18 protein-coding genes are annotated in these 19,015 nt (G+C 43.2%); all 18 read right to left on the bottom strand.

The window, feature by feature from the left end; all coding sequences use genetic code 11:
- Positions 1–20 precede the first annotated feature (20 nt).
- The 18 genes from JOC94_RS12225 to JOC94_RS12140 all read right to left on the bottom strand — a co-directional run bounded on the left by JOC94_RS12225 (position 21) and on the right by JOC94_RS12140 (position 18,971).
- On the bottom strand, positions 21–284 hold the full coding sequence (locus tag JOC94_RS12225; RefSeq protein ID WP_077111798.1) for a YggT family protein: 264 nt from the start codon (positions 282–284) through the stop codon (positions 21–23).
- A gap of 4 nt (positions 285–288) precedes the next feature.
- Entirely contained in the window at positions 289–732 is a 444-nt protein-coding gene (locus JOC94_RS12220) for a cell division protein SepF (RefSeq protein ID WP_077111799.1), read from the bottom strand.
- An 18-nt stretch (positions 733–750) separates the two neighbouring features.
- A complete protein-coding gene (locus JOC94_RS12215) occupies positions 751–1,422 on the bottom strand; it encodes a YggS family pyridoxal phosphate-dependent enzyme (RefSeq protein ID WP_077111800.1) in 672 nt (223 codons plus the stop codon).
- 93 nt (positions 1,423–1,515) lie between these two features.
- On the bottom strand, positions 1,516–1,791 hold the full coding sequence (locus JOC94_RS12210) for a YlmC/YmxH family sporulation protein (RefSeq protein WP_077111801.1): 276 nt from the start codon (positions 1,789–1,791) through the stop codon (positions 1,516–1,518).
- Between the two features lie 105 nt (positions 1,792–1,896).
- Positions 1,897–2,679, bottom strand: a complete 783-nt coding sequence (sigG, locus tag JOC94_RS12205; protein WP_077111802.1) for an RNA polymerase sporulation sigma factor SigG — start codon at positions 2,677–2,679, stop codon at positions 1,897–1,899.
- A 148-nt stretch (positions 2,680–2,827) separates the two neighbouring features.
- Positions 2,828–3,547 carry an RNA polymerase sporulation sigma factor SigE gene (sigE, locus tag JOC94_RS12200; protein WP_077111803.1) on the bottom strand — a complete coding sequence of 240 codons (720 nt, stop codon included), beginning with the start codon at positions 3,545–3,547 and terminating at the stop codon, positions 2,828–2,830.
- Positions 3,548–3,583: 36 nt separating this feature from the next.
- Positions 3,584–4,510, bottom strand: a complete 927-nt coding sequence (spoIIGA, locus tag JOC94_RS12195) for a sigma-E processing peptidase SpoIIGA (RefSeq protein ID WP_077111804.1) — start codon at positions 4,508–4,510, stop codon at positions 3,584–3,586.
- Between the two features lie 739 nt (positions 4,511–5,249).
- On the bottom strand, positions 5,250–6,395 hold the full coding sequence (ftsZ, locus tag JOC94_RS12190; protein ID WP_077111806.1) for a cell division protein FtsZ: 1,146 nt from the start codon (positions 6,393–6,395) through the stop codon (positions 5,250–5,252).
- A gap of 38 nt (positions 6,396–6,433) precedes the next feature.
- Positions 6,434–7,723 (bottom strand): cell division protein FtsA, encoded by a 1,290-nt coding sequence (ftsA, locus tag JOC94_RS12185; RefSeq protein WP_077111807.1) that lies wholly within the window; start codon positions 7,721–7,723, stop codon positions 6,434–6,436.
- Positions 7,724–8,233: 510 nt separating this feature from the next.
- A complete protein-coding gene (locus JOC94_RS12180; protein WP_077111808.1) occupies positions 8,234–9,013 on the bottom strand; it encodes a cell division protein FtsQ/DivIB in 780 nt (259 codons plus the stop codon).
- Positions 9,014–9,101: 88 nt separating this feature from the next.
- Positions 9,102–10,010, bottom strand: a complete 909-nt coding sequence (gene murB / locus JOC94_RS12175) for a UDP-N-acetylmuramate dehydrogenase (RefSeq protein ID WP_077111809.1) — start codon at positions 10,008–10,010, stop codon at positions 9,102–9,104.
- A gap of 20 nt (positions 10,011–10,030) precedes the next feature.
- A complete protein-coding gene (gene murG, locus JOC94_RS12170) occupies positions 10,031–11,131 on the bottom strand; it encodes an undecaprenyldiphospho-muramoylpentapeptide beta-N-acetylglucosaminyltransferase (RefSeq protein ID WP_077111810.1) in 1,101 nt (366 codons plus the stop codon).
- Between the two features lie 176 nt (positions 11,132–11,307).
- Positions 11,308–12,408, bottom strand: coding sequence for a stage V sporulation protein E (spoVE, locus tag JOC94_RS12165; RefSeq protein WP_077111811.1), 1,101 nt, complete (start codon positions 12,406–12,408; stop codon positions 11,308–11,310).
- An 84-nt stretch (positions 12,409–12,492) separates the two neighbouring features.
- Complete coding sequence (gene murD / locus JOC94_RS12160; RefSeq protein ID WP_077111812.1) at positions 12,493–13,854, bottom strand: UDP-N-acetylmuramoyl-L-alanine--D-glutamate ligase; 1,362 nt, start codon at positions 13,852–13,854, stop codon at positions 12,493–12,495.
- A 1-nt stretch (position 13,855) separates the two neighbouring features.
- A complete protein-coding gene (gene mraY, locus JOC94_RS12155; protein ID WP_205179426.1) occupies positions 13,856–14,830 on the bottom strand; it encodes a phospho-N-acetylmuramoyl-pentapeptide-transferase in 975 nt (324 codons plus the stop codon).
- Entirely contained in the window at positions 14,830–15,255 is a 426-nt protein-coding gene (locus tag JOC94_RS12150; protein WP_205179425.1) for a hypothetical protein, read from the bottom strand. Before JOC94_RS12150 ends, mraY begins: the two co-directional genes overlap by 1 nt.
- Entirely contained in the window at positions 15,255–16,712 is a 1,458-nt protein-coding gene (locus tag JOC94_RS12145; RefSeq protein ID WP_205179423.1) for a UDP-N-acetylmuramoyl-L-alanyl-D-glutamate--2,6-diaminopimelate ligase, read from the bottom strand. Before JOC94_RS12145 ends, JOC94_RS12150 begins: the two co-directional genes overlap by 1 nt.
- Before the next feature lie 327 nt (positions 16,713–17,039).
- Positions 17,040–18,971: a stage V sporulation protein D gene (locus JOC94_RS12140; RefSeq protein ID WP_205179422.1), complete on the bottom strand. Its 1,932-nt coding sequence runs from the start codon at positions 18,969–18,971 to the stop codon at positions 17,040–17,042.
- Positions 18,972–19,015: the final 44 nt, after the last annotated feature.

Below are 19,015 nucleotides of genomic sequence, written 5' to 3'. Positions count from 1 at the left end.
AGCTCAGCGGCCCCAAACCCTTATCCCACCCATTTGGCAATTTCAAGTAATCCCATTGTCGCAAGCTTGAGAACAATAAAAGCGACAATCGGAGAAATATCAATCATGCCAAGGGGCGGCACAATTCTGCGGAATGGTTCCAAATAAGGTTCGCAAATCCGCCCCAGAAACTGCCCGATTCCAGATTCTCTGGCGTTCGGAAACCACGACATTAATATGTATATAATTAATGCCCAAGAATATAGTTGAATCAATTGTACAATTATAGCAGTTATTAATGTCATCCCGTTATGACCACCTCGTATCATCATAATGATCGGTGTCTATCATTTCTGTAATATTTCCTGATACTTCCACGTTATCAGGCGTACAGAGAAAAATATCCTTGCCGATTCTTTGTATGTCGCCTCCTATAGCGTAAACAGTACCGCTTAAAAAGTCGACGATTCTGACTGCCTGGTCGTGCTGAATACGTTGTAAATTAACGACAACCGCTCGGCGGTTGACCAAATGATCCGCTACTTCCTGTGCTTCGGCATATACTCTCGGTTCAATCAATATTACCTTGGAAGACTGTTGTACGCTTTGCAGACTGACGACATTTTGCTTCCGTGTAGCCGGTGTGCTTGGTTTTTTTGTTTCCTCAGGTTCGTTAGCCACTTTTTCTTCTTCAGCGTATTCATACTCATCTTCCAGCAAAAAAAAGTTTTTAAATTTTGATTTAATACCCAATTTCGTGCCTCCTTCGCATCATTCACCAACAAGAGCGGACCCGATGCGGACGAAAGTTGCCCCCTCTTCTATGGCAATTTTGAAATCATTGGACATGCCCATCGACAGATCTTCACATGGCGCATGCGGCAAATCCAACTGTTTGATTTCTGTTTGCAAATGCTTCAGTTTTCGAAAACAGGTGCGTAACATATCCTCGTCATCTGTTAATGGCGCCATCGTCATTAATCCGGCAACAATTATTTTATCAAATTGGGCCAATTGTTCAATAAACTCTTTCACCTGACCAGGATCCAACCCGTGTTTTGACTCTTCACCGGAAACGTTTACTTGGACAAAGCACTTAACAGATTGTTCGGCTCTTTTGTTAATTTCTTTTGCCAACGATAGCCGGTCAAGCGAGTGAATATACGTTACCTTGTCAATAATATTTTTAACTTTTCGGGATTGGAGTGTTCCGATGAAATGCCATGTGGGCTTGTCTTTTAAAACTTCCCATTTTTTCTGCAGACCGTCATCTCGGTTTTCACCAAAATGCTGAATGCCCGCTTCAAGTGCTTCCACAGCCCTGTCTATTGTCACATATTTCGTTACCGCCACGATGGTGATGTCTTCAGGATTCCGGTTGGACCGGGCGCATGCTTCTGCGATTTCCTGTTGAATCAAATGCAGCTTTTCAATAACTTTCACGATTCATTACCCCTATATTCTTGTTGTATATATTCGCGTAAAATGACATTTTCTTTAGTGTACCACAAAAGCATGCGAACAGCATGGATAATCTTAATCTTTTGGCATGTTAAGCTGCTGTTGTTCAAATTTGGCACTGCTGTGCCTCACAAGAATGACATCCGTTCCGATTTTGATAATTTGATTCCAGGGAATAATGATTTCATCTTCTTTTCCAAAAAAACCAAGCAGTTTGCCTGTTTGGCTAATAATGATCGACTCTATTTTACCCGTATCAAGATTTATATCGATATCGCCTATATTTCCAAGCTTGCGGCCATCTGTCACATTCACCACATCTTTTAATTGAAATTCCGATATTCTTACCATTATGATCCCCGCTTCCCGCCATGCTTTTTATATACTATAAGTATATGCAACACCCTTAGCCTTTCATGATAAGCGAAAGCCGGATTTCGTATAGTGAAATCCGGCTCATTGAATGTTGATGTTTTTATTCATTTGTTTAATAGCGGCTTTTTCCAATCTTGATACTTGTGCTTGGGATATGCCAATTTCCTCTGCCACTTCCATTTGGGTCTTTCCTTGAAAAAACCGTTTGCGGATGATCATCTTTTCCCTATCATTCAGCCGCTGCAGGCCATCATGCAAAGCGATTTCTTCAATCCACTGGCTATCCCTGCTCTTTTCGTCGCTCAATTGATCCATGACAAAAATGGGGTCCCCACCGTCGTTATATATCGGCTCAAACAAAGAGACAGGGTCTTGAATGGCATCAAGGGCAAAAACAACTTCTTCATGAGGGATTTCCAGTTCACGGGCAATTTCCGCTGCTGTTGGCTCCTTAGACGTTTTTGCCATTAACCGTTCACGTACATGGAGTGCTTTATAAGCGATGTCCCGCAATGAACGCGATACCCGGATAGGGTTGTTATCCCGTAAATATCGGCGGATTTCCCCAATGATCATCGGGACGGCATACGTTGAAAAGCGGACATTTTGGCTGAGGTCGAAATTATCTATTGATTTCATTAATCCGATACACCCGACCTGAAATAAGTCGTCCACATACTCTCCCCGGTTGTTAAAACGTTGAATGACGCTTAACACAAGGCGCAGATTGCCGTTGATCAGTTTTTCTCTGGCTGTTACATCCCCTTGTTGCATTTGCTTCAACAGTTCCCGCATTTCCTCATTTTTCAAAACAGGGAGCTTTGAAGTATCCACACCGCAAATTTCCACCTTATTTCGCTTCAACAGTTTTTCCCTCCTAGCAGGAGCTTGCTTACAGTGTAAGTATCTCCCTGGGAGGAAAATATATGCATTCCCATTTCTTCCTGCCGCTTATAAATCCATGTGAGCCTCTGCCGTCCTTTGCTTTTCGTTCAAAATAATTTTTTAGTTCTTAAATCATTTTATTGAATTCTTTTCTGAGGCGTTTGATAATTCTTTTCTCTAGTCGCGAAATATACGATTGGGAAATGCCCAGAATTTCCGCAACGTCTTTTTGTGTTTTTTCCTCCCCACCCGCCAGGCCAAAACGAAGCTCCATAATCTGTTTTTCCCGATGGTTTAATTTTTCCAACGCATTGAATAACAGTTTCTTGTCCACATTCGCCTCGAGATCCCTTGTGATAATATCATTTTCCGTCCCCAATACATCAGACAACAACAGCTCGTTGCCATCCCAATCAATGTTAAGCGGCTCATCAAAGGAGACTTCGGATCTTGTTTTGTTATTTCGGCGCAAATACATGAGAATTTCATTTTCAATACACCGTGAAGCATAGGTCGCCAGTTTTATCTTTTTCTCGGGATTAAACGTATTGACCGCTTTAATGAGTCCGATCGTTCCAATGCTGATTAAGTCCTCAATATTGATCCCGGTATTTTCAAATTTTCTGGCAATATAAACTACCAACCTTAAATTCCTTTCAATCAGCATGGACCTTGCGGTCTTGTCCCCTTTGGGAAGCTTTTCAAGAAGAACCGCTTCCTCTTCCTTGGAAAGCGGGGGAGGAAGAGCCTCACTTCCCCCTATGTAATAAACTTCATCTGTTTTCCATCCCAATTTCATGAGGAACTTATACCAATAATATGTGATGCGAAACCGAAACTTTTTCACGATATGTCCTCCCTGAATTTTTTTGTTGTGCGGCACTTATGATGCTGACTCGGAGATTGCTTGCTCGATAATGAGAGGATGTACAATACACTCAAATGTGCCATCGCTGGACAGATGTTGGTCTGTAAAAGCAATCAAAGCTTTTCTAGCAACCTTCTCCTGGTCATTCATTTTGATCTTGATTGATTCTGGCTTAAAAGCGAATAAAAGCTGGTGATTCATTCCCAGCGTTTTTGCGGGAATAAGCCTCATCTTTTCCCTCCACTGATCAGGCAATTCCGAAGCAACCTCAAGTGAGTGGTTCGACTCATTGGATAGGTTCACGATTTCTTCCGGCAAGACCTCTTTTAAAGAATGAGTCGAAATGATCATAACCGGAGTTTTGGAGATGGGATCATACAATTGATTGCCGCTGTCAATCAAACCCTTTACATGAATATGGAGTCCGTTCAAGTGGATGGAAACATCTGCCAATACACTATATTCAACAGACGAAATCGTCATATCGTCCACTCTTTTCCTTGAAAAATACCACGCGAGCGGAAATGCAAAGATTACAAACAGCCAGCTGATCGGATCGCCAAACCCTTTTATGCTCTCAAGAAAATAAGCTGTTTCAAGATCCATGTCGAATGAGAGAAAATAGTGAACACCTATAAGAGTTCCTCCCATGAGAAATGTAGCGAAATAAAATGTCAGCAGGGAGGAGATGAACGTTTTAAATCTTTTATACCCGAAGGTGATCATCACCATAAAAACGGATAAACCAAACTTTGCAAGCGGGTGGCCGGACATCTCGGCTACCGGAGTAACAGCCAAAAGAACGACAATGGATCCTGCAATCCCCCCGAGTAAGAGACGCCAGAGTTTGACATGCCTTTTTAAAAAAATAGCTGTTATCCATAAAAGCAAGCTGTCTACCAAGACATTTAAAAGCCATATGATATCCAAATAAACAACCAATGACCCTCCCTCCCCAAGTGGATCATAGCGCAAGGGCAGTCCTTTTATTCATTATCGTTTAGTATAAAGGAAGAGGGCTATAGAATGTGTCAATTCCTGTAAGGGAAAATAGAGAAGTTTTCACAATTAACATCGAAGATTGGCTAATGCGGAAGGGTAGAAGATAAATAAAAAAACCAGATTCATGATCAGGCCAGGTAACTAGATGCTTGACAACCTGTCTACAGGACCGGCTATCTGTTTTAAAAAATAATATTACGTGTTTGCTAAGACAGTAATGGGATGACTCCGGAAAGAAACATTCCAATTGCCCAAGCCTGGATTCATTTAAAAAAGGCTTGAAGGGCAGCCATGCTTTTACATTTCCTCCATTCCTGGTTGGGCTAAAAAGGATGATCGTCAAAACATCCTGGCGGGCAAAAAGGATGATCGTCAAAACATCCTGGTGGGCTAAGGGGATGATTGTCAAGACGGACATCAAGGGGGAACGCATGTCAGGTCCCAATGTAAAAACGGGCATCATGCAGAAATAGGGATGTCTCATTTGTAAAACCGATCAACATCCACCCGAAAAGCGCAAGATGGAACAGTGATCAAACATATGACTAATCGGCCGCATTCATAATGAATAGAAGATCCGCGATCTGTTTTTTCGCTTCTATAATACCTTACAAAATAAAAAAGCTTGTAGAGAAAAACAACTGCTTTTTCTACAAGCCGACCAGATTCATCATCTGGCTTATCTTCTTCTATTTCGATTTCTTAAAAATGTAGGAATATCCAGTGTATCCTCCACCGGAGGCTGGTTTGTCCTTGCAGGCTCCTGTACCTCTTCCCTTTTTTGCTCTCGGCTTGTCACGGGGTTATGGTTATGCTGGTGTTGCGGCCTCATTTGCCGGAGCAAAGGATTTTGTTGCTTTTCCTGTCCAGCTGTTTCGTTAAAGCCCGTTGCGATTACAGTCACAACAATTTCATCCTTTAAACTTTCATTAATGACAGATCCGAAAATCATGTTTACTTCCTGGTCTGAGGCACTGGCCACTACATCTGCCGCTTCTTGAACTTCATACAGGCTCAAATTTGTTCCGCCGGAGATATTCATCAATACCCCTTGGGCGCCATCGATGGAAGTTTCCAGGAGTGGGGAAGAAATAGCCTTTTTGGCAGCTTCTACCGCCCGATTTTCACCGGTTGCGACACCAATCCCCATTAAAGCGGAACCTTTATTCGTCATGATGGTTTTGACATCCGCGAAATCCAAGTTAATTAAACCAGGGACGGCAATCAACTCGGAGATTCCCTGAACACCTTGCCGCAAAACATTATCGGCTTCCCGAAATGCTTCCAGCATCGGCGTGCTTTTATCCACAATCTCTAAAAGTCTGTCGTTTGGAATGACGATTAAAGTATCGACAGACTCTTTCATCGCGTCAATTCCACCGCTTGCTTGGTTCGCCCGCTTCCGGCCTTCAAAAGTAAATGGCCTCGTGACGATTCCGACAGTCAATGCCCCCAAATCTTTGGCAATCTGGGCGATGACCGGTGCAGCTCCCGTTCCGGTGCCGCCGCCCATTCCCGCGGTGACAAAAACCATGTCTGCCCCTTTTAATGCTTCTTCTATCTGTTCTTTACTCTCTTCGGCAGCTTTTTTCCCGACTTCGGGATTGGCACCCGCACCAAGACCTCTTGTTAACTTCGCGCCAATTTGCATTTTAATCTCGGCTTTTGACAAGTTAAGTGCTTGTGCGTCCGTATTGACTGCGATAAATTCGACGCCCTGAACGTCATGCTCTATCATCCGGTTTACGGCATTGTTACCGCCGCCGCCGACACCAATAACTTTAATGGTTGCTAAAGAATCAATATTTGTATCGAAATCCAACATGACATGTCCTCCTGTTCTTTTATTCCCAACGGATGTCTCTATTCAAAAAAGTACCCAAAGAATTTTTTTACTTTAGTAGATATTTTCGCATCGGGATCCTTCGTATCTTTTGTATTCGGCTGATGACCCGCAGGAATTCGGGCTTCATCTGCGTCACTTGGCAATTGCACAGGAGAGGCACTGATATTTCTGCCTTGTAATTTTGCCTCGTGGTAGGCATACTTGATGAGCCCTACAGCTGTTGTATATTGCGGCTCTCTGACACCGATGTAATCCGGAAGGGCGATCCTCACCCTGTTTTGGAAAATGATTTGAGCCAATTCCATTACCCCGGGCATATTGGCGACGCCTCCTGTCAAAACAAAACCTCCCGGTAAATCGGCAGCTCCCATTTGCTTTAATTCAAGCTGCACAAGCTCGAATATTTCTTCCATTCTAGCTTCAATGATATCAGATAGCTCCAGCTGGTTAAATTGTTGATGTTGGTCGCTGCCAATAATTGGCACGCTGAATACTACTTCTTCTGACGCATGGTCGTAAAATGCATGTCCATATGCGAGCTTGATGTTTTCCGCGTCATCAGTAGCCGTCCTTAAACCAATTGACAAATCCTTTGTAATATGATCCCCGCCAACCGGGATAACGCTTGTACCCGCAATGCCTCCATTGGCAAATACGGCAACTGTCGTGGAACCTCCCCCGATATCGATTAAGGCACTTCCCATTTGGCGTTCATCTTTTGACAATGCAATAGAAGCAGCTGCCAGCGGTTGCAGAACGATATCGGTGATTTCCAGACCGGCTCGTTCGACGCAGCGCAAAGTATTATGTAATATGGTCTTTGCCCCGGTGACAATCGTCCCTTCCATTTCCAGGCGGACTCCAATCATTCCTCTCGGATCTGTAATTTCATCCAATCCGTCCACAATAAATTGTCCGGGAATGACATTGATAATTTCCCTCTCAGGAGGAATGGACACAACTTGAGCCGCATCCATCACCCTTGCAACATCATCATTCGTAATTTCCCTGTTTTGGCTGGAAACGGCGACTACTCCGTGACATGGCATAAGAGAAACATGATTTCCGGCAATGCCGACAATGCAATTATTAATTTGCATGCCTATCATTCTCTCGGCCTGCTCTACTGCCTTCTTTATCGAATGAACGGTTTCATCTATATCAACAATTGAACCTTTCTTGATCCCTTCAGCCTTGGCGTTGCCAACTCCGATAATATTTAAAGAATCACCGGTCATCGAGCCAATTATGACTTTTATTGTGGAAGTTCCCATATCAAGACTGACATACAATTCATTGGTGTTCACTCCGCGGCACCTCCTTCAACTCTCCCATTCTCTTTTTCTCTTAAAGTTGCCATTTAATGATCATCCTTAATTTTTTAACTACTTTTACTTATTCGGCAAATGAACGTTATTTCCTGTTTGTCAACTAAATTTATTAGACTTTTCATTCGTTGTTTTTTGTACAACTTATCATGATTACAACAGCTTTCGACGAATTCCGGCAAAAGCATGATGAAATTTGACGGTTATGTACCATGATAACTTATTATAAGTCTACAACAAGATTAGCACCTAGAAAAGTCAAACTTGAGTCATACATTATATATTCGCCCCTTTGGGTTTGTCCCTAATGACAGGACATGCTCGAAATCTCTCGAAAAAACGGTCCAAATAAGCGGACCTGTTCCCAAACATTTCCAGCATTCCTGGTGCGAAAAAAAGCTTTACTGGAAGACAAGGTTTTTTCAGTTTTCATTTACAGAAAAGAAAAAGGAGTGGGGCACGTCCATGTGTAGAAAAAAATCATCCTGTTTATTGCCCCTCCTCTTTTTCTTCTTTGTTATCTGATTCGTATGCTTTAAAAAAAGACCCGACTTCCAGATCAATTATACCTTTCTTCTGTGGGTCCAATTCACTGACAAAGGAAGGATAATGAATCATTTTTTCCGCAAAAGTTAGGATTGTGGCACTTACTTCAAACCCGTCATTCATATACAAACTAATGTGGTATTGATCTGTTTTTTTGGGGCTGTAATGTATTTCGGAAATGGCATTTACAATTTCCGGCGGTAGCTCCATTAATTGTTTTGCCATTTCTTCCAATATATGGTTTTCTTCAAAACCATTAAGAATAGGCGCATTGCCTGGAATCTCCATCTTTGGATTATCTGTTAATATTTTCCCATTTTCTAATATGGGGAAAAATTCGGTTCCCGTCGATACGAATGCAATCTTCGCGTATTCTTTCACATTTATATGTACGGTATTCGGAAAACCGATCCGTACGGCAGCGCTTTTGATTTCAGGATGGCTTTTTAAATCTTTCACCGCTTGTTTTCTGTCAATCTCCCATATACTCAAACCACGTTTTAGTTTGCTCATTTTAATGGCTTCTTCAGAAGTGACTGCTTCATTTCCATGCACTTGAATCTGTTTAACGTGGCTAAGGGGGGATTGAAAATAAATGACACAGACAATTAAAAGGAAGAATAGGGAAATAAGGAAAATGAGCCGGCGATTTGCCTTTCGTCTCCGATGCTCTTTTATTTTTGGAATGCGCTCTTCCAAAGATAATATTTTTCCTTTATCCATGCTCCTTACTCCCCGTCAAGATCATTTGTTTGTTATAAAGGATGCCGCTTTGCTGAACAAACATGAAAAACTCCATCCTTTCGCCTGCTTAATCTATTTCCCTTTGCACGATTTCAACCTCTGTATGCAAGTGAATTCCCGTGCTTTCAAAAATTGTTTTTTTAATATGATCGATTAGCTTGATGACGTCTTCGGCCTTGGCATTTCCCGTATTGATAATGAAGTTGCCGTGAAGTTCGGAGATTTGGGCACCTCCGATCTGGAACCCTTTCAAGTTTGCGTCCTGAATCAACTTGCCGGCATGATGAGGTAAAGGATTGCGAAATACACTGCCACAGCATGGTTTTACCGGTTGTGTTTCACGACGATAATGTTTATGCTTCTTCATTTCAACAGTTATCAGTTCCCGATCGCCCTCACGCAACTCAAAAACAGCTTCCAACACGATGCCCGGGCGTTTTTTCTGTAAAACGGATGTCCTGTATGAATATTCCATTTCTTCATTGGAAAGCCATTCTACCGTCCCGTCCGGAAAAAGGATGTGCGCCTTCCGTAAAATCTTTGAGACGTCAGATCCGTGTGCTCCGGCATTCATATAGACGGCTCCCCCGACGGAACCCGGAATTCCTCCGGCAAATTCCAGCCCGCTTAAACCTCTCCTGGCCATGGCATTGGCCAAAACGATAAATGAATAGCCAGCACCGACCCTTACTTCTGTCCCATTTACCTCAAGATGGTCCAGCCCTTTTCCGAGCTTGATAACGACCCCTTCTATTCCCTCATCAGATACGAGCAGATTGGACCCGCGTCCTATGACTCTCCAAGGCATATGATGTTTTTGCACAATTTCCATCGTTTTTAGCAAAAGATCAATTGAATCTGGTTCGACAAATATATCTGCGGGTCCTCCCACCTTAATCGTCGTATGATTGGCAAGAGGCTCATATTCCTTTATCTTTCCAACTTGGTTGGCATGAAGTTCTTCTAAAAAATCCATTGCATTAACCCCCTCACAAGTTAGCGGCGTTTATTGACAACACTTAAAAGCACATTATATAAGCGCTTGGTCGCATCCGGCATACCAAGGTTTTTCGATGCTTCAGACATTGAATCTAATATTTCGTGATCTAGTAAAATCTCATCTATGGCTGCAACAAGCCGTTGGCTTGTTAACTCTTTTTCAGGAAGCATAATCGCTGCCCCGGCCGAAGTTAAAACCGATGCATTTTTTTCCTGATGGTTATTCGTAACATATGGACTTGGGATTAATATGGCGGGAAGTCCGAGTGCGGTAATTTCGGCAAGGGATGTTGCCCCCGCCCGGCCGACGACAACGGCTACATCGGCCAACACCTCTTCCATATTATGAATAAACGGTACGATCGCCACATTTGGAGAGCGGCCGATTAAAGCAACTTCTTCTTCCACATCTCCATAATGAGTCTCACCGGTTATGTACAATACTTGATAAGGTTTATTGGCAAACTGCGCCAGCGATTTGATCACCGCTTCATTAATCGGCCTTGCGCCTCTGCTTCCGCCAAAAATTAAAGCTGTCGGTATATGTTCCTTTAGACCAAATTGATTCAGCCTTCCACTTCCTTTTTTGCCAATTACTTCAGATGCCCGGGGGTTCCCCGTAAGAACCACTTTCTGTCCCGGAAAAAACTGCCTTGAAGATTCAAAACAAATGGCAACCTTTTGTACATAACGGCTTAAAAACTTGTTCGTTAATCCCGGCACACTATTTTGCTCGTGAATGACAGCAGGAATTTTTAATTTTGCTGCCGCATATACAACAGGAGCGGAAACATAGCCTCCCGTACCGATGACAACATCAGGCTGGAAGGCCTTTAGCATTTTTTTACATTCCCTTACGCCTTTAAAAAAGCGCATAATTGTTTTTATATTTTCCAAGGACAACGAGCGTTTAAAACCGGTTATATGTATTTTTTTAAAAGGTATGTTTTCTCTTTGCACAATATTGGCTTCAAGCCCTTTTTCTGTGCCGATATACAAAAACTGCGTATCAGGATGCTTTTCTTTAATTGTTCGGATCAGGGCAAGCGCCGGATACACATGGCCGCCTGTTCCCCCTCCGCTGACAACAATTTTCATCGTGTCACCTCAAGTCAGTGAGATCATCATATTCATTTAACTCTTCAATTATCTTATTTTACTATATTTTACACAAGAAAAATGTGAAACATAACGATTGTTGTCTATTTGTAAAATGAAGAAACATTTGGAGAACAACCGTAATAAAAAAAGAAACCCATTATTTGGAGTTTCTCTCAAATACGTGCATAACGGCTAATATTGAGCAATACGCCAACGGCCATCAGCATAATCGTGAGTGAAGATCCGCCATAACTCAGAAAAGGCAAGGTGATGCCTGTTACTGGCATAAGGCCCGTTACAACCCCAATATTGATCATTACTTGTATGGCAATCATCGAAATGATGCCCACGGCGAGAAAACTGCCATATAAATCAGGGGCGCCAAGCGCTATTTTAATTCCCCGCCATAACAACAAAGCGAATAACAAAATGACAAAGCTTCCCCCGATAAAACCAAGTTCTTCCGATAAAATAGCAAAAATAAAATCTGTTTGCGGCTCAGGCAGATAAAAAAATTTTTGCCTGCTTTGGCCCAGCCCCAATCCGAACAATCCGCCCGGGCCGATCGCATATAGCGACTGGATGATTTGAAATCCGCTGTTCAACGGGTCTTGCCACGGGTCCAAAAATGAAGTAATTCGGGCCATTCTATATGGAGCGGATACAATGAGGGCGACAAAGCCGGCAAGTCCCACCAAACCTAGAAAAACAAAATGAGAAATTCTCGCACCCGCGATGAATAACATGACGACACACGTTCCTGCCATGACCGTTCCCGTTCCGAGGTCAGGCTGAAGCATAATGAGTCCAAACGCAAAGAAGACAAGAGACAAAGAAGGCAAAAGACCTTTTTTAACCGTTGTAATATACCTTTGGTTTTCTGAAAGAAACTTAGCTAAAAAAGCGATAAGGGCAAGCTTGATAAATTCAGACGGCTGAATGGAAAAAGCCCCGACCCCGATCCAGCTTCGGGAACCGTTTCTCTCCATGCCGATGCCGGGGATTAAAACAATCAACAGTAAAAGAAAGCAGATGAGCAAAAGCGGCTTGGCCCATTTCCGCCATGACCAATAATCAATCTTCATCATGAAAAACATCGCTGCAAAACCAAGCCCGGCAAATAACAACTGTCTTTTGGCGAAGAAAAAAGAGTCGTTAAATTTATAATTTGCCCAAACCGCACTGGCACTGTATACCATAATTAAACCGAAAGCCAGCAATGTACAGGTAACTATAATTAAAATAAAATCAGGAGTGGATTTTTTAAAAGGCAACGAAACAGCACCTCTGTCTCCTTTTTATTGAGCCTGCTCCTTCAGTTTGGGATGCGAAGATTCCTTATTCGCGGCATGTCCTCATTATAGGCTCTCTTTCAGTTTATGCACGGCCTCTGTGAAAATATGACCACGAACCTCAAAAGTCTTGTATTGATCCCAGCTCGCACACGCGGGCGACAATAAGATAATATCTCCCGGCTCAGACAAGCTGTACGAAACCGGAACAGCTTCCTCCACATTATCGACATGATGTATGGATCGTATTCCCGCCTCTTTTCCCGCTTTGGCCAATTTATCCGCTGATTGTCCAAATACGACTAAAGCCTTCACTCCCTTTAAATATGGGACAAGTTCATCAAAATCGTTACCTCTGTCCAGTCCGCCCGCCAGCAAAATAACGGGGCTTTGAAAAGCTTCCAATGCACTTTTTGTCGCCAATATATTGGTTGCCTTTGAATCGTTATAAAAGGTGCGGCCGTTCATTTCCGTGACGAGCTGTGTCCTATGCTCCACCCCTTTAAAGCTGCCAAGAACACGGACTATCGCTTCATTTTCAACACCCATCAGCTTGACTGCCGCAATCGCCGAAAGAATATTTTCCAGATTATGTTTTCCCGGCAAAATGATTTCATCAAGTGAAATAATTTCCTCATCAAACCATACAATCTTGCGATTTTGTATGGATATGCCCTCTGCAAGCGGCTGTTTGGTAGAAAAGAAGATTTTCTGGGCCTTTGAATCTTTTACGAGTTCCAATAAATGCTCCTGATCCCCATTGACGATCAAATGGTCGCCTTCCGATTGGTTCAGTGTAATATTCACTTTCGCCTGACTGTATTCATCCATCGTTCCATGGTAATCAAGGTGGGCTTCATATATGTTTGTTATGATGGCAATTCGGGGTTTGAATGTGCGGACTCCCATTAATTGGAAGGAGGAAAGCTCCATGACGATCGTATTGTCGGAAGATGCTTCCCTGGCTACTTCAGAAGCCACCGTACCAATATTTCCTGCTATCAATGGATTTTTATCCGCTGCTTCTAACATTTCAAAGATCAGTGTAGTCGTGGTCGTTTTCCCATTTGTCCCCGTTATGCCAATAATATCCGCTTCTGACACTTGGTAAGCAAGTTCTACTTCCGTAATGATCGGAATATGATGATCCACAGCCTTCCTGACAAGAGGATTCCCGTATGGAATCCCGGGGTTTTTTACGATCAGTTCAAACCCGTCGTCAAGGAGTTCGGGAGGATGGCTTCCACAAATCACCTTTATTCCTTTTTCCAGCAAGCCTTGAGCCGCCGGATTCTCCTCAAAAGGCTTTTTATCATTGACCGTAACAAAGGCGCCAAGTTCGTGTAAAAGAGATGCAGCGGCAACCCCGCTTTTTGCCAGGCCAAGCACAAGTATTTTTTTATGACGATATATTTCAATGTTTTTCAATTTATACCCACACCTCTATGTAAATTCCCAAGATGGCAAAAAGCAAGCCGACTGCCCAAAATGTTACCACGACCCGCCACTCGGACCAGCCGGACAACTCATAATGATGATGGAGCGGACTCATTTTAAAGACTCTTTTTCCTGTAAGTTTAAAGGAGGTTACCTGAATAATAACAGAAAGTGTTTCAATAACAAAGATACCTCCGACGAGGAGAAGCATGAGTTCCATTTTTGTCATGATCGCAATCGCGGCAATAGCTCCCCCAAGCGCAAGCGATCCCGTGTCGCCCATAAAGACTTTGGCCGGATGGGCGTTGAAGACGAGAAAGCCCAACAGGGCGCCAACAACAGCTACGCTAAATACGGCAATGTCGTATTGAGATTGGCTCCAGGCAAGAATAGCGAAAGCGCCAAATGCAATGGCGGCCGTTCCGGACAGAAGACCGTCCAGCCCATCGGTCAAGTTAACCGCGTTCGAAAAGCCGACAAGCCAAAACACAAGGAATAGGGCATAAAAAGGCCCTAAATCAAGTTCCCAATTTGTTAATGGAATCTCCACTGCCGTATCAAATCCAAATCGCTTTAAGACGAAATAGAAAATAAGCGCAATGACAATTTGGCCCAATAGTTTTTGCTTCGATGTTAAGCCAAGATTTCTCTTTAGGGCGATTTTGATAAAATCATCCAAAAAGCCGAGCAAACCATAACCAAATGTAACAAGCAGCAGTAAATATGTATCCAAACCGGGCTGAGAATATTTTCCCGTCATCGTCAATGTTGTCACGATGATTGACAGCAAAATAATAATGCCGCCCATCGTAGGCGTACCTTTTTTCTTATGATGGGATTTGGGTCCTTCATCCCTAATGCTTTGCCCAAACTTTAACTTTCTTAAAAAAGGAATAAAAAGAGGGGATAACAAAACAGTGACTAAAAAAGACATCAAGATCGTAAAAAGAATGACACGTTCCATCATCACTGTTCCCCCTCCCTGTTGCTGTTATTTTGAAGCAAGTGACAAATTTGTGTAAATATATCTCTATATCGTTCATTGTTTATTTTTGGCATAATCAACTCTGTTTTTCCTCTTTTTTTTCCAATACTGATCTTATGCTTATATTGATCAACTATCTGAACAACCGCTTCTGCTGGTTCATCCGCAAAAAATATGGGGAAATGATTAGGTGCGTAAAATGGAACCTCCACATCCTTCTTCCACACCGCCGCAACCGCCCCCTGATGAATGGCTTGTTGAAGATCATCATCATCCGCGGTAAAAACAAACAACCCTTTTTCCTGATCATGTTCACTTGAAAAGGTAATTTTTTTAAAAGAAATCGGGACTTGCACACCCCGGAACTCTGGAAGGATCCGTAAAACATCATTATATTCAAGCATCATTATAGCTCCTCAATTGCTTTCATGGCCACAAGACGATCATCAAAATCAATCACTTTCTCGCCGATAATCTGATACGTTTCATGCCCTTTTCCGGCAATTAACACAACGTCCCCTTGTTTGGCTTCCCTAATGGCTGTCTGGATCGCTTCTTTGCGATCGGGAATCACTTTGTAGCGTTGGTCCTGTACCCCAGCCTCCATATCAGCCAAAATGGCCGACGGGTCTTCGGTGCGCGGATTATCTGATGTGAATATGGGATTTGTCGAGTAAACGCAAGCTACTTTCGCCATGAGGGGCCGTTTCGTCCGATCCCTGTCCCCGCCACAGCCAACGACGGTAAAAATTCGTTTTTTCGCAAACTGCTGAATGGTTTTCAGGACATTCTCCAAACTGTCAGGCGTATGAGCATAATCGACGATCACTGTAAAATCCTGTCCCGCGTTCACTGCTTCAAAGCGGCCGGGAATCCCCTCCAATTGTTCAAGGGAATGAATTGCCGATTGGAGCGGAATATTCGCGACATATGCAGTCGTAATGGCAGCCAAGGCGTTATACACACTGAATTTACCCATTAATCTCAGTTTTACTTCTTGCTTGCCTTCAGGGGAATGAAGGGTAAATGAGGCCCCGTCGACACTCATTTGTATATTTCCCGCCGAAAATTCGGCCGGCTGATCGATTCCATAGGTGACAACATGGGCTGACGTCTCTTTTACAAAATATGGTCCCGCCGGATCATCGGCGTTGATCACGGCAAACTTCGGCTTATTCCTGTCGTAAATATTGCCCAGACGGGAGAACAAAAGACCTTTCGCCCTTTTGTATTCCTCCATCGTTTCGTGGTAGTCCAAATGATCTTGGGACAAGTTTGTAAACACAGCCACATCAAAGTCGCAGCCATTTACCCTTCCTTGGATAAGGGCATGGGAAGATACTTCCATGGCGACTGTATGGACTCCTTCTTCAACCATATGCGCAAATGTTTGCTGGAGTACAATATTATCAGGGGTGGTATTTTTTGTTTCTAATTTTTCATCCCCTATTTTTATATGAAGCGTTCCAATCAAGCCTGTTTTTTTGCCGGCATCTCTAAAAATGTTTTCAATCATCATACTCGTTGTCGTTTTTCCATTTGTACCGGTAATTCCGATTAAATTCAGTCGCTGCGTAGGGTGGCCATAGAACTCATCAGCCAACACTGCCATCGCCCGTTTCGTATCAGGGACAAGGATTACCGGCGCCTCCACTGCCACTTTCTTTTCCGCTAATACGGCAACAGCGCCCTTTGCCACGGCCGCATTCGCAAATTGATGTCCATCTGTTTGATGGCCTTTTATACAAATAAATAACGCACCTGGTTCAATTTTTCGAGTGTCGTTTGTTATGCTGTTGATATCGGGATTTTCCCGGGGAGCTTTTGTTAACGGCAATACCTTTAATAGACTATGTAACTTCATGGATCCGATCCTTTCTATTATGAAACATTATCGTCCTTTTATGAAAGCTTGCGCATTCTTTAATTGGCATCATTTTACCATAAGACCGTATGATAATATACTATTATATGAATATACAGGAACATGCATTCCTTAGTACAAATGATGTTATTTTCCTTGGTGACATCTGCCATCCATTATATTATCCACAGATTCATTTTTTCGCAATAGAAAAAACCCTCTTATCTAGATTACATATTTTACCATCAGCAAACAGTTTCCATAAAATCTACTCATGCCAAGCAAAATCTGCCCCGAAGGAAGCGGGGCAGATCTCTGCATACCTGATTACTTCATGTATATTCTGACCACTGATCCTTCCTCCACCTTGACTCCGGGATCGGGCGCCTGCTGGATAACAGTCGTTCCATCCCCGCTCACCTCAAGCTTTAAATTCAGCATTTGCTGCAATAGCTCTTTTTTCGTCATTCCTTTCAAATCAGGAACGGTAACCATTTTGGGATCAAGCCATGTTGTCTTCTTTTCAATTTGTTTTTTGCGGGGCTTCACATCAAGTGAACGCAATGAATCTTCCATAATTTTTCCAACGATCGGAGCGGCTACAGTACCTCCAAATTGAATGGTCCCCTTTGGGTTATCCACTGCGAGATAAACGACAATTTGCGGGTCATCCGCCGGCGCAAATCCAATAAACGAAACAATATGGTTGTTTTCAAGATAACGTCCGTCTTTTGCTTTTTGGGCGGTTCCCGTTTTTCCGCCAACCCGAAAAGATTCTATAAAAGCATTTCTGCCTGTACCTTGGGCAACAACGCTTTCCAAAGCGTGGCGGACTTGCTTGGAAGTGTTTTCGGAAATAACGCGCCGTTTAGCGACAGGGCTCTTTCTCATTACGACTTCATCTGTTGCCGGATCGACTAGTTCTTTTGCTATATAAGGCTGATAAAGAGTGCCTCCATTGACTGCGGCAGCTACAGCGGCTACTTGCTGTATGGGCGTGACTGACACTCCTTGCCCAAAAGCGGTCGTTGCCTGTTCCACTGGTCCCACTTGATCCATATGAAAGAGTATGCCAGTACCTTCGCCAGCCAAATCGATGCCCGTTTTTGCGCCAAAACCGAAATCTCTTATATATTTAAACAATTTTTCTTTCCCAAGCCGATCCCCAAGCTCCACAAATCCGGGGTTACACGAGTTTTGAACTACTTCCAAAAACGTTTGGCTCCCATGCCCCCCTTTTTTCCAACATCTTAATTTTGCTCCTCCTACTTTGACGGAACCAGAATCAAAAAACTGCCCGTGTTCCAAATCAACTTTTTTTTCTTCCAAAGCAGCGGCAAGTGTAATAATTTTGAACGTTGACCCCGGCTCATACGTACTCCAAATCGGAAGATTTCGGTTATATATTTCCTGCGGGACGTCGCGGTATTCTGAAGGATTAAAAGTGGGCCTGCTTGACATGGCCAGAATTTCCCCGTTGTTCGGATCCATCGCAAGGGCCACAATCCCATCCGGCTTATACTGTACTTCAGCGTTATCCAATTCCCGCTCCATGATCGTCTGTATTTTTGTGTCTATCGTCAGCCGCAGATTAAAGCCGTCAACCGGAGGATCAAAGTCATCCGACATGTCCGGCATCCTTCTTCCTTTCGCATCCGAAAAGAACTGGACCGATCCTTTTTTTCCCTGCAATTCTTCATCATAATACAGTTCCAGCCCCATCAATCCCTGATTATCAATTCCCGTAAAGCCAAGCACGTGGGATAAGTAGCGGCCGAACGGATAGTGGCGTTTCGAATCCTCCGCGATATACACACCTTTAATATTCAGGGCTCTCACATCTCGTGCCTTCTCATATGAAATTTTTCTTCCTTCCGGCAGACGCTCTATGGAAGAATTGGCCGTCATGCGCTTATACACTTTATCTACCGGCACATCCAGCACATTGGCCAGCATTTCTGCCGAACGGGCCGGGTCCTCGATTTGCCTTGGAACAATGTAAACCGTCGGCGCACTCTTATTTTCGGCTATGGGAACATTGTTTCGGTCCAAAATCAGTCCCCTTTCAGGCTCAAACGGGATATTTCGGCTCCACGAGTCGCGGGCCTTGTCTGTTAACGAATTCCCTAGCACAAATTGAACATATCCCAGCCTGATGTCAATGATCAAAAATACAATGATACCTATAAAGAGAAAAAAAGATAGTCTTTTCCTTACGGTTACAGCAGAAACCCGCTTCACTAAAATGAACCCCCTCATTATTCGGCTCCTTACAACATATGCCTTGTCCTTTTTACATAGAA

The sequence above is a fragment of the Siminovitchia thermophila genome (assembly GCF_016909185.1).
Taxonomy (GTDB): Bacteria; Bacillota; Bacilli; order Bacillales; family Bacillaceae_C; genus Siminovitchia; species Siminovitchia thermophila.
The sequence above is the reverse complement of the archived record's forward strand: the minus strand, read 5'-3'. Positions and strand labels throughout refer to the sequence as shown.

Coding starts and splice junctions, on each gene's coding strand:
- JOC94_RS12145 (WP_205179423.1), bottom strand. CDS start 16,712: ATGAAGTTACATAGTCTATTAAAGGTATTGCCGTTAACAAAAGCTCCC.
- ftsZ (WP_077111806.1), bottom strand. CDS start 6,395: ATGTTGGATTTCGATACAAATATTGATTCTTTAGCAACCATTAAAGTT.
- mraY (WP_205179426.1), bottom strand. CDS start 14,830: ATGATGGAACGTGTCATTCTTTTTACGATCTTGATGTCTTTTTTAGTC.
- JOC94_RS12210 (WP_077111801.1), bottom strand. CDS start 1,791: ATGGTAAGAATATCGGAATTTCAATTAAAAGATGTGGTGAATGTGACA.
- murG (WP_077111810.1), bottom strand. CDS start 11,131: ATGAAAATTGTTGTCAGCGGAGGGGGAACAGGCGGCCATGTGTATCCG.
- JOC94_RS12150 (WP_205179425.1), bottom strand. CDS start 15,255: ATGATGCTTGAATATAATGATGTTTTACGGATCCTTCCAGAGTTCCGG.
- JOC94_RS12225 (WP_077111798.1), bottom strand. CDS start 284: ATGACATTAATAACTGCTATAATTGTACAATTGATTCAACTATATTCT.
- murB (WP_077111809.1), bottom strand. CDS start 10,010: ATGGATTTTTTAGAAGAACTTCATGCCAACCAAGTTGGAAAGATAAAG.
- JOC94_RS12140 (WP_205179422.1), bottom strand. CDS start 18,971: ATGAGGGGGTTCATTTTAGTGAAGCGGGTTTCTGCTGTAACCGTAAGG.
- JOC94_RS12180 (WP_077111808.1), bottom strand. CDS start 9,013: ATGGATAAAGGAAAAATATTATCTTTGGAAGAGCGCATTCCAAAAATA.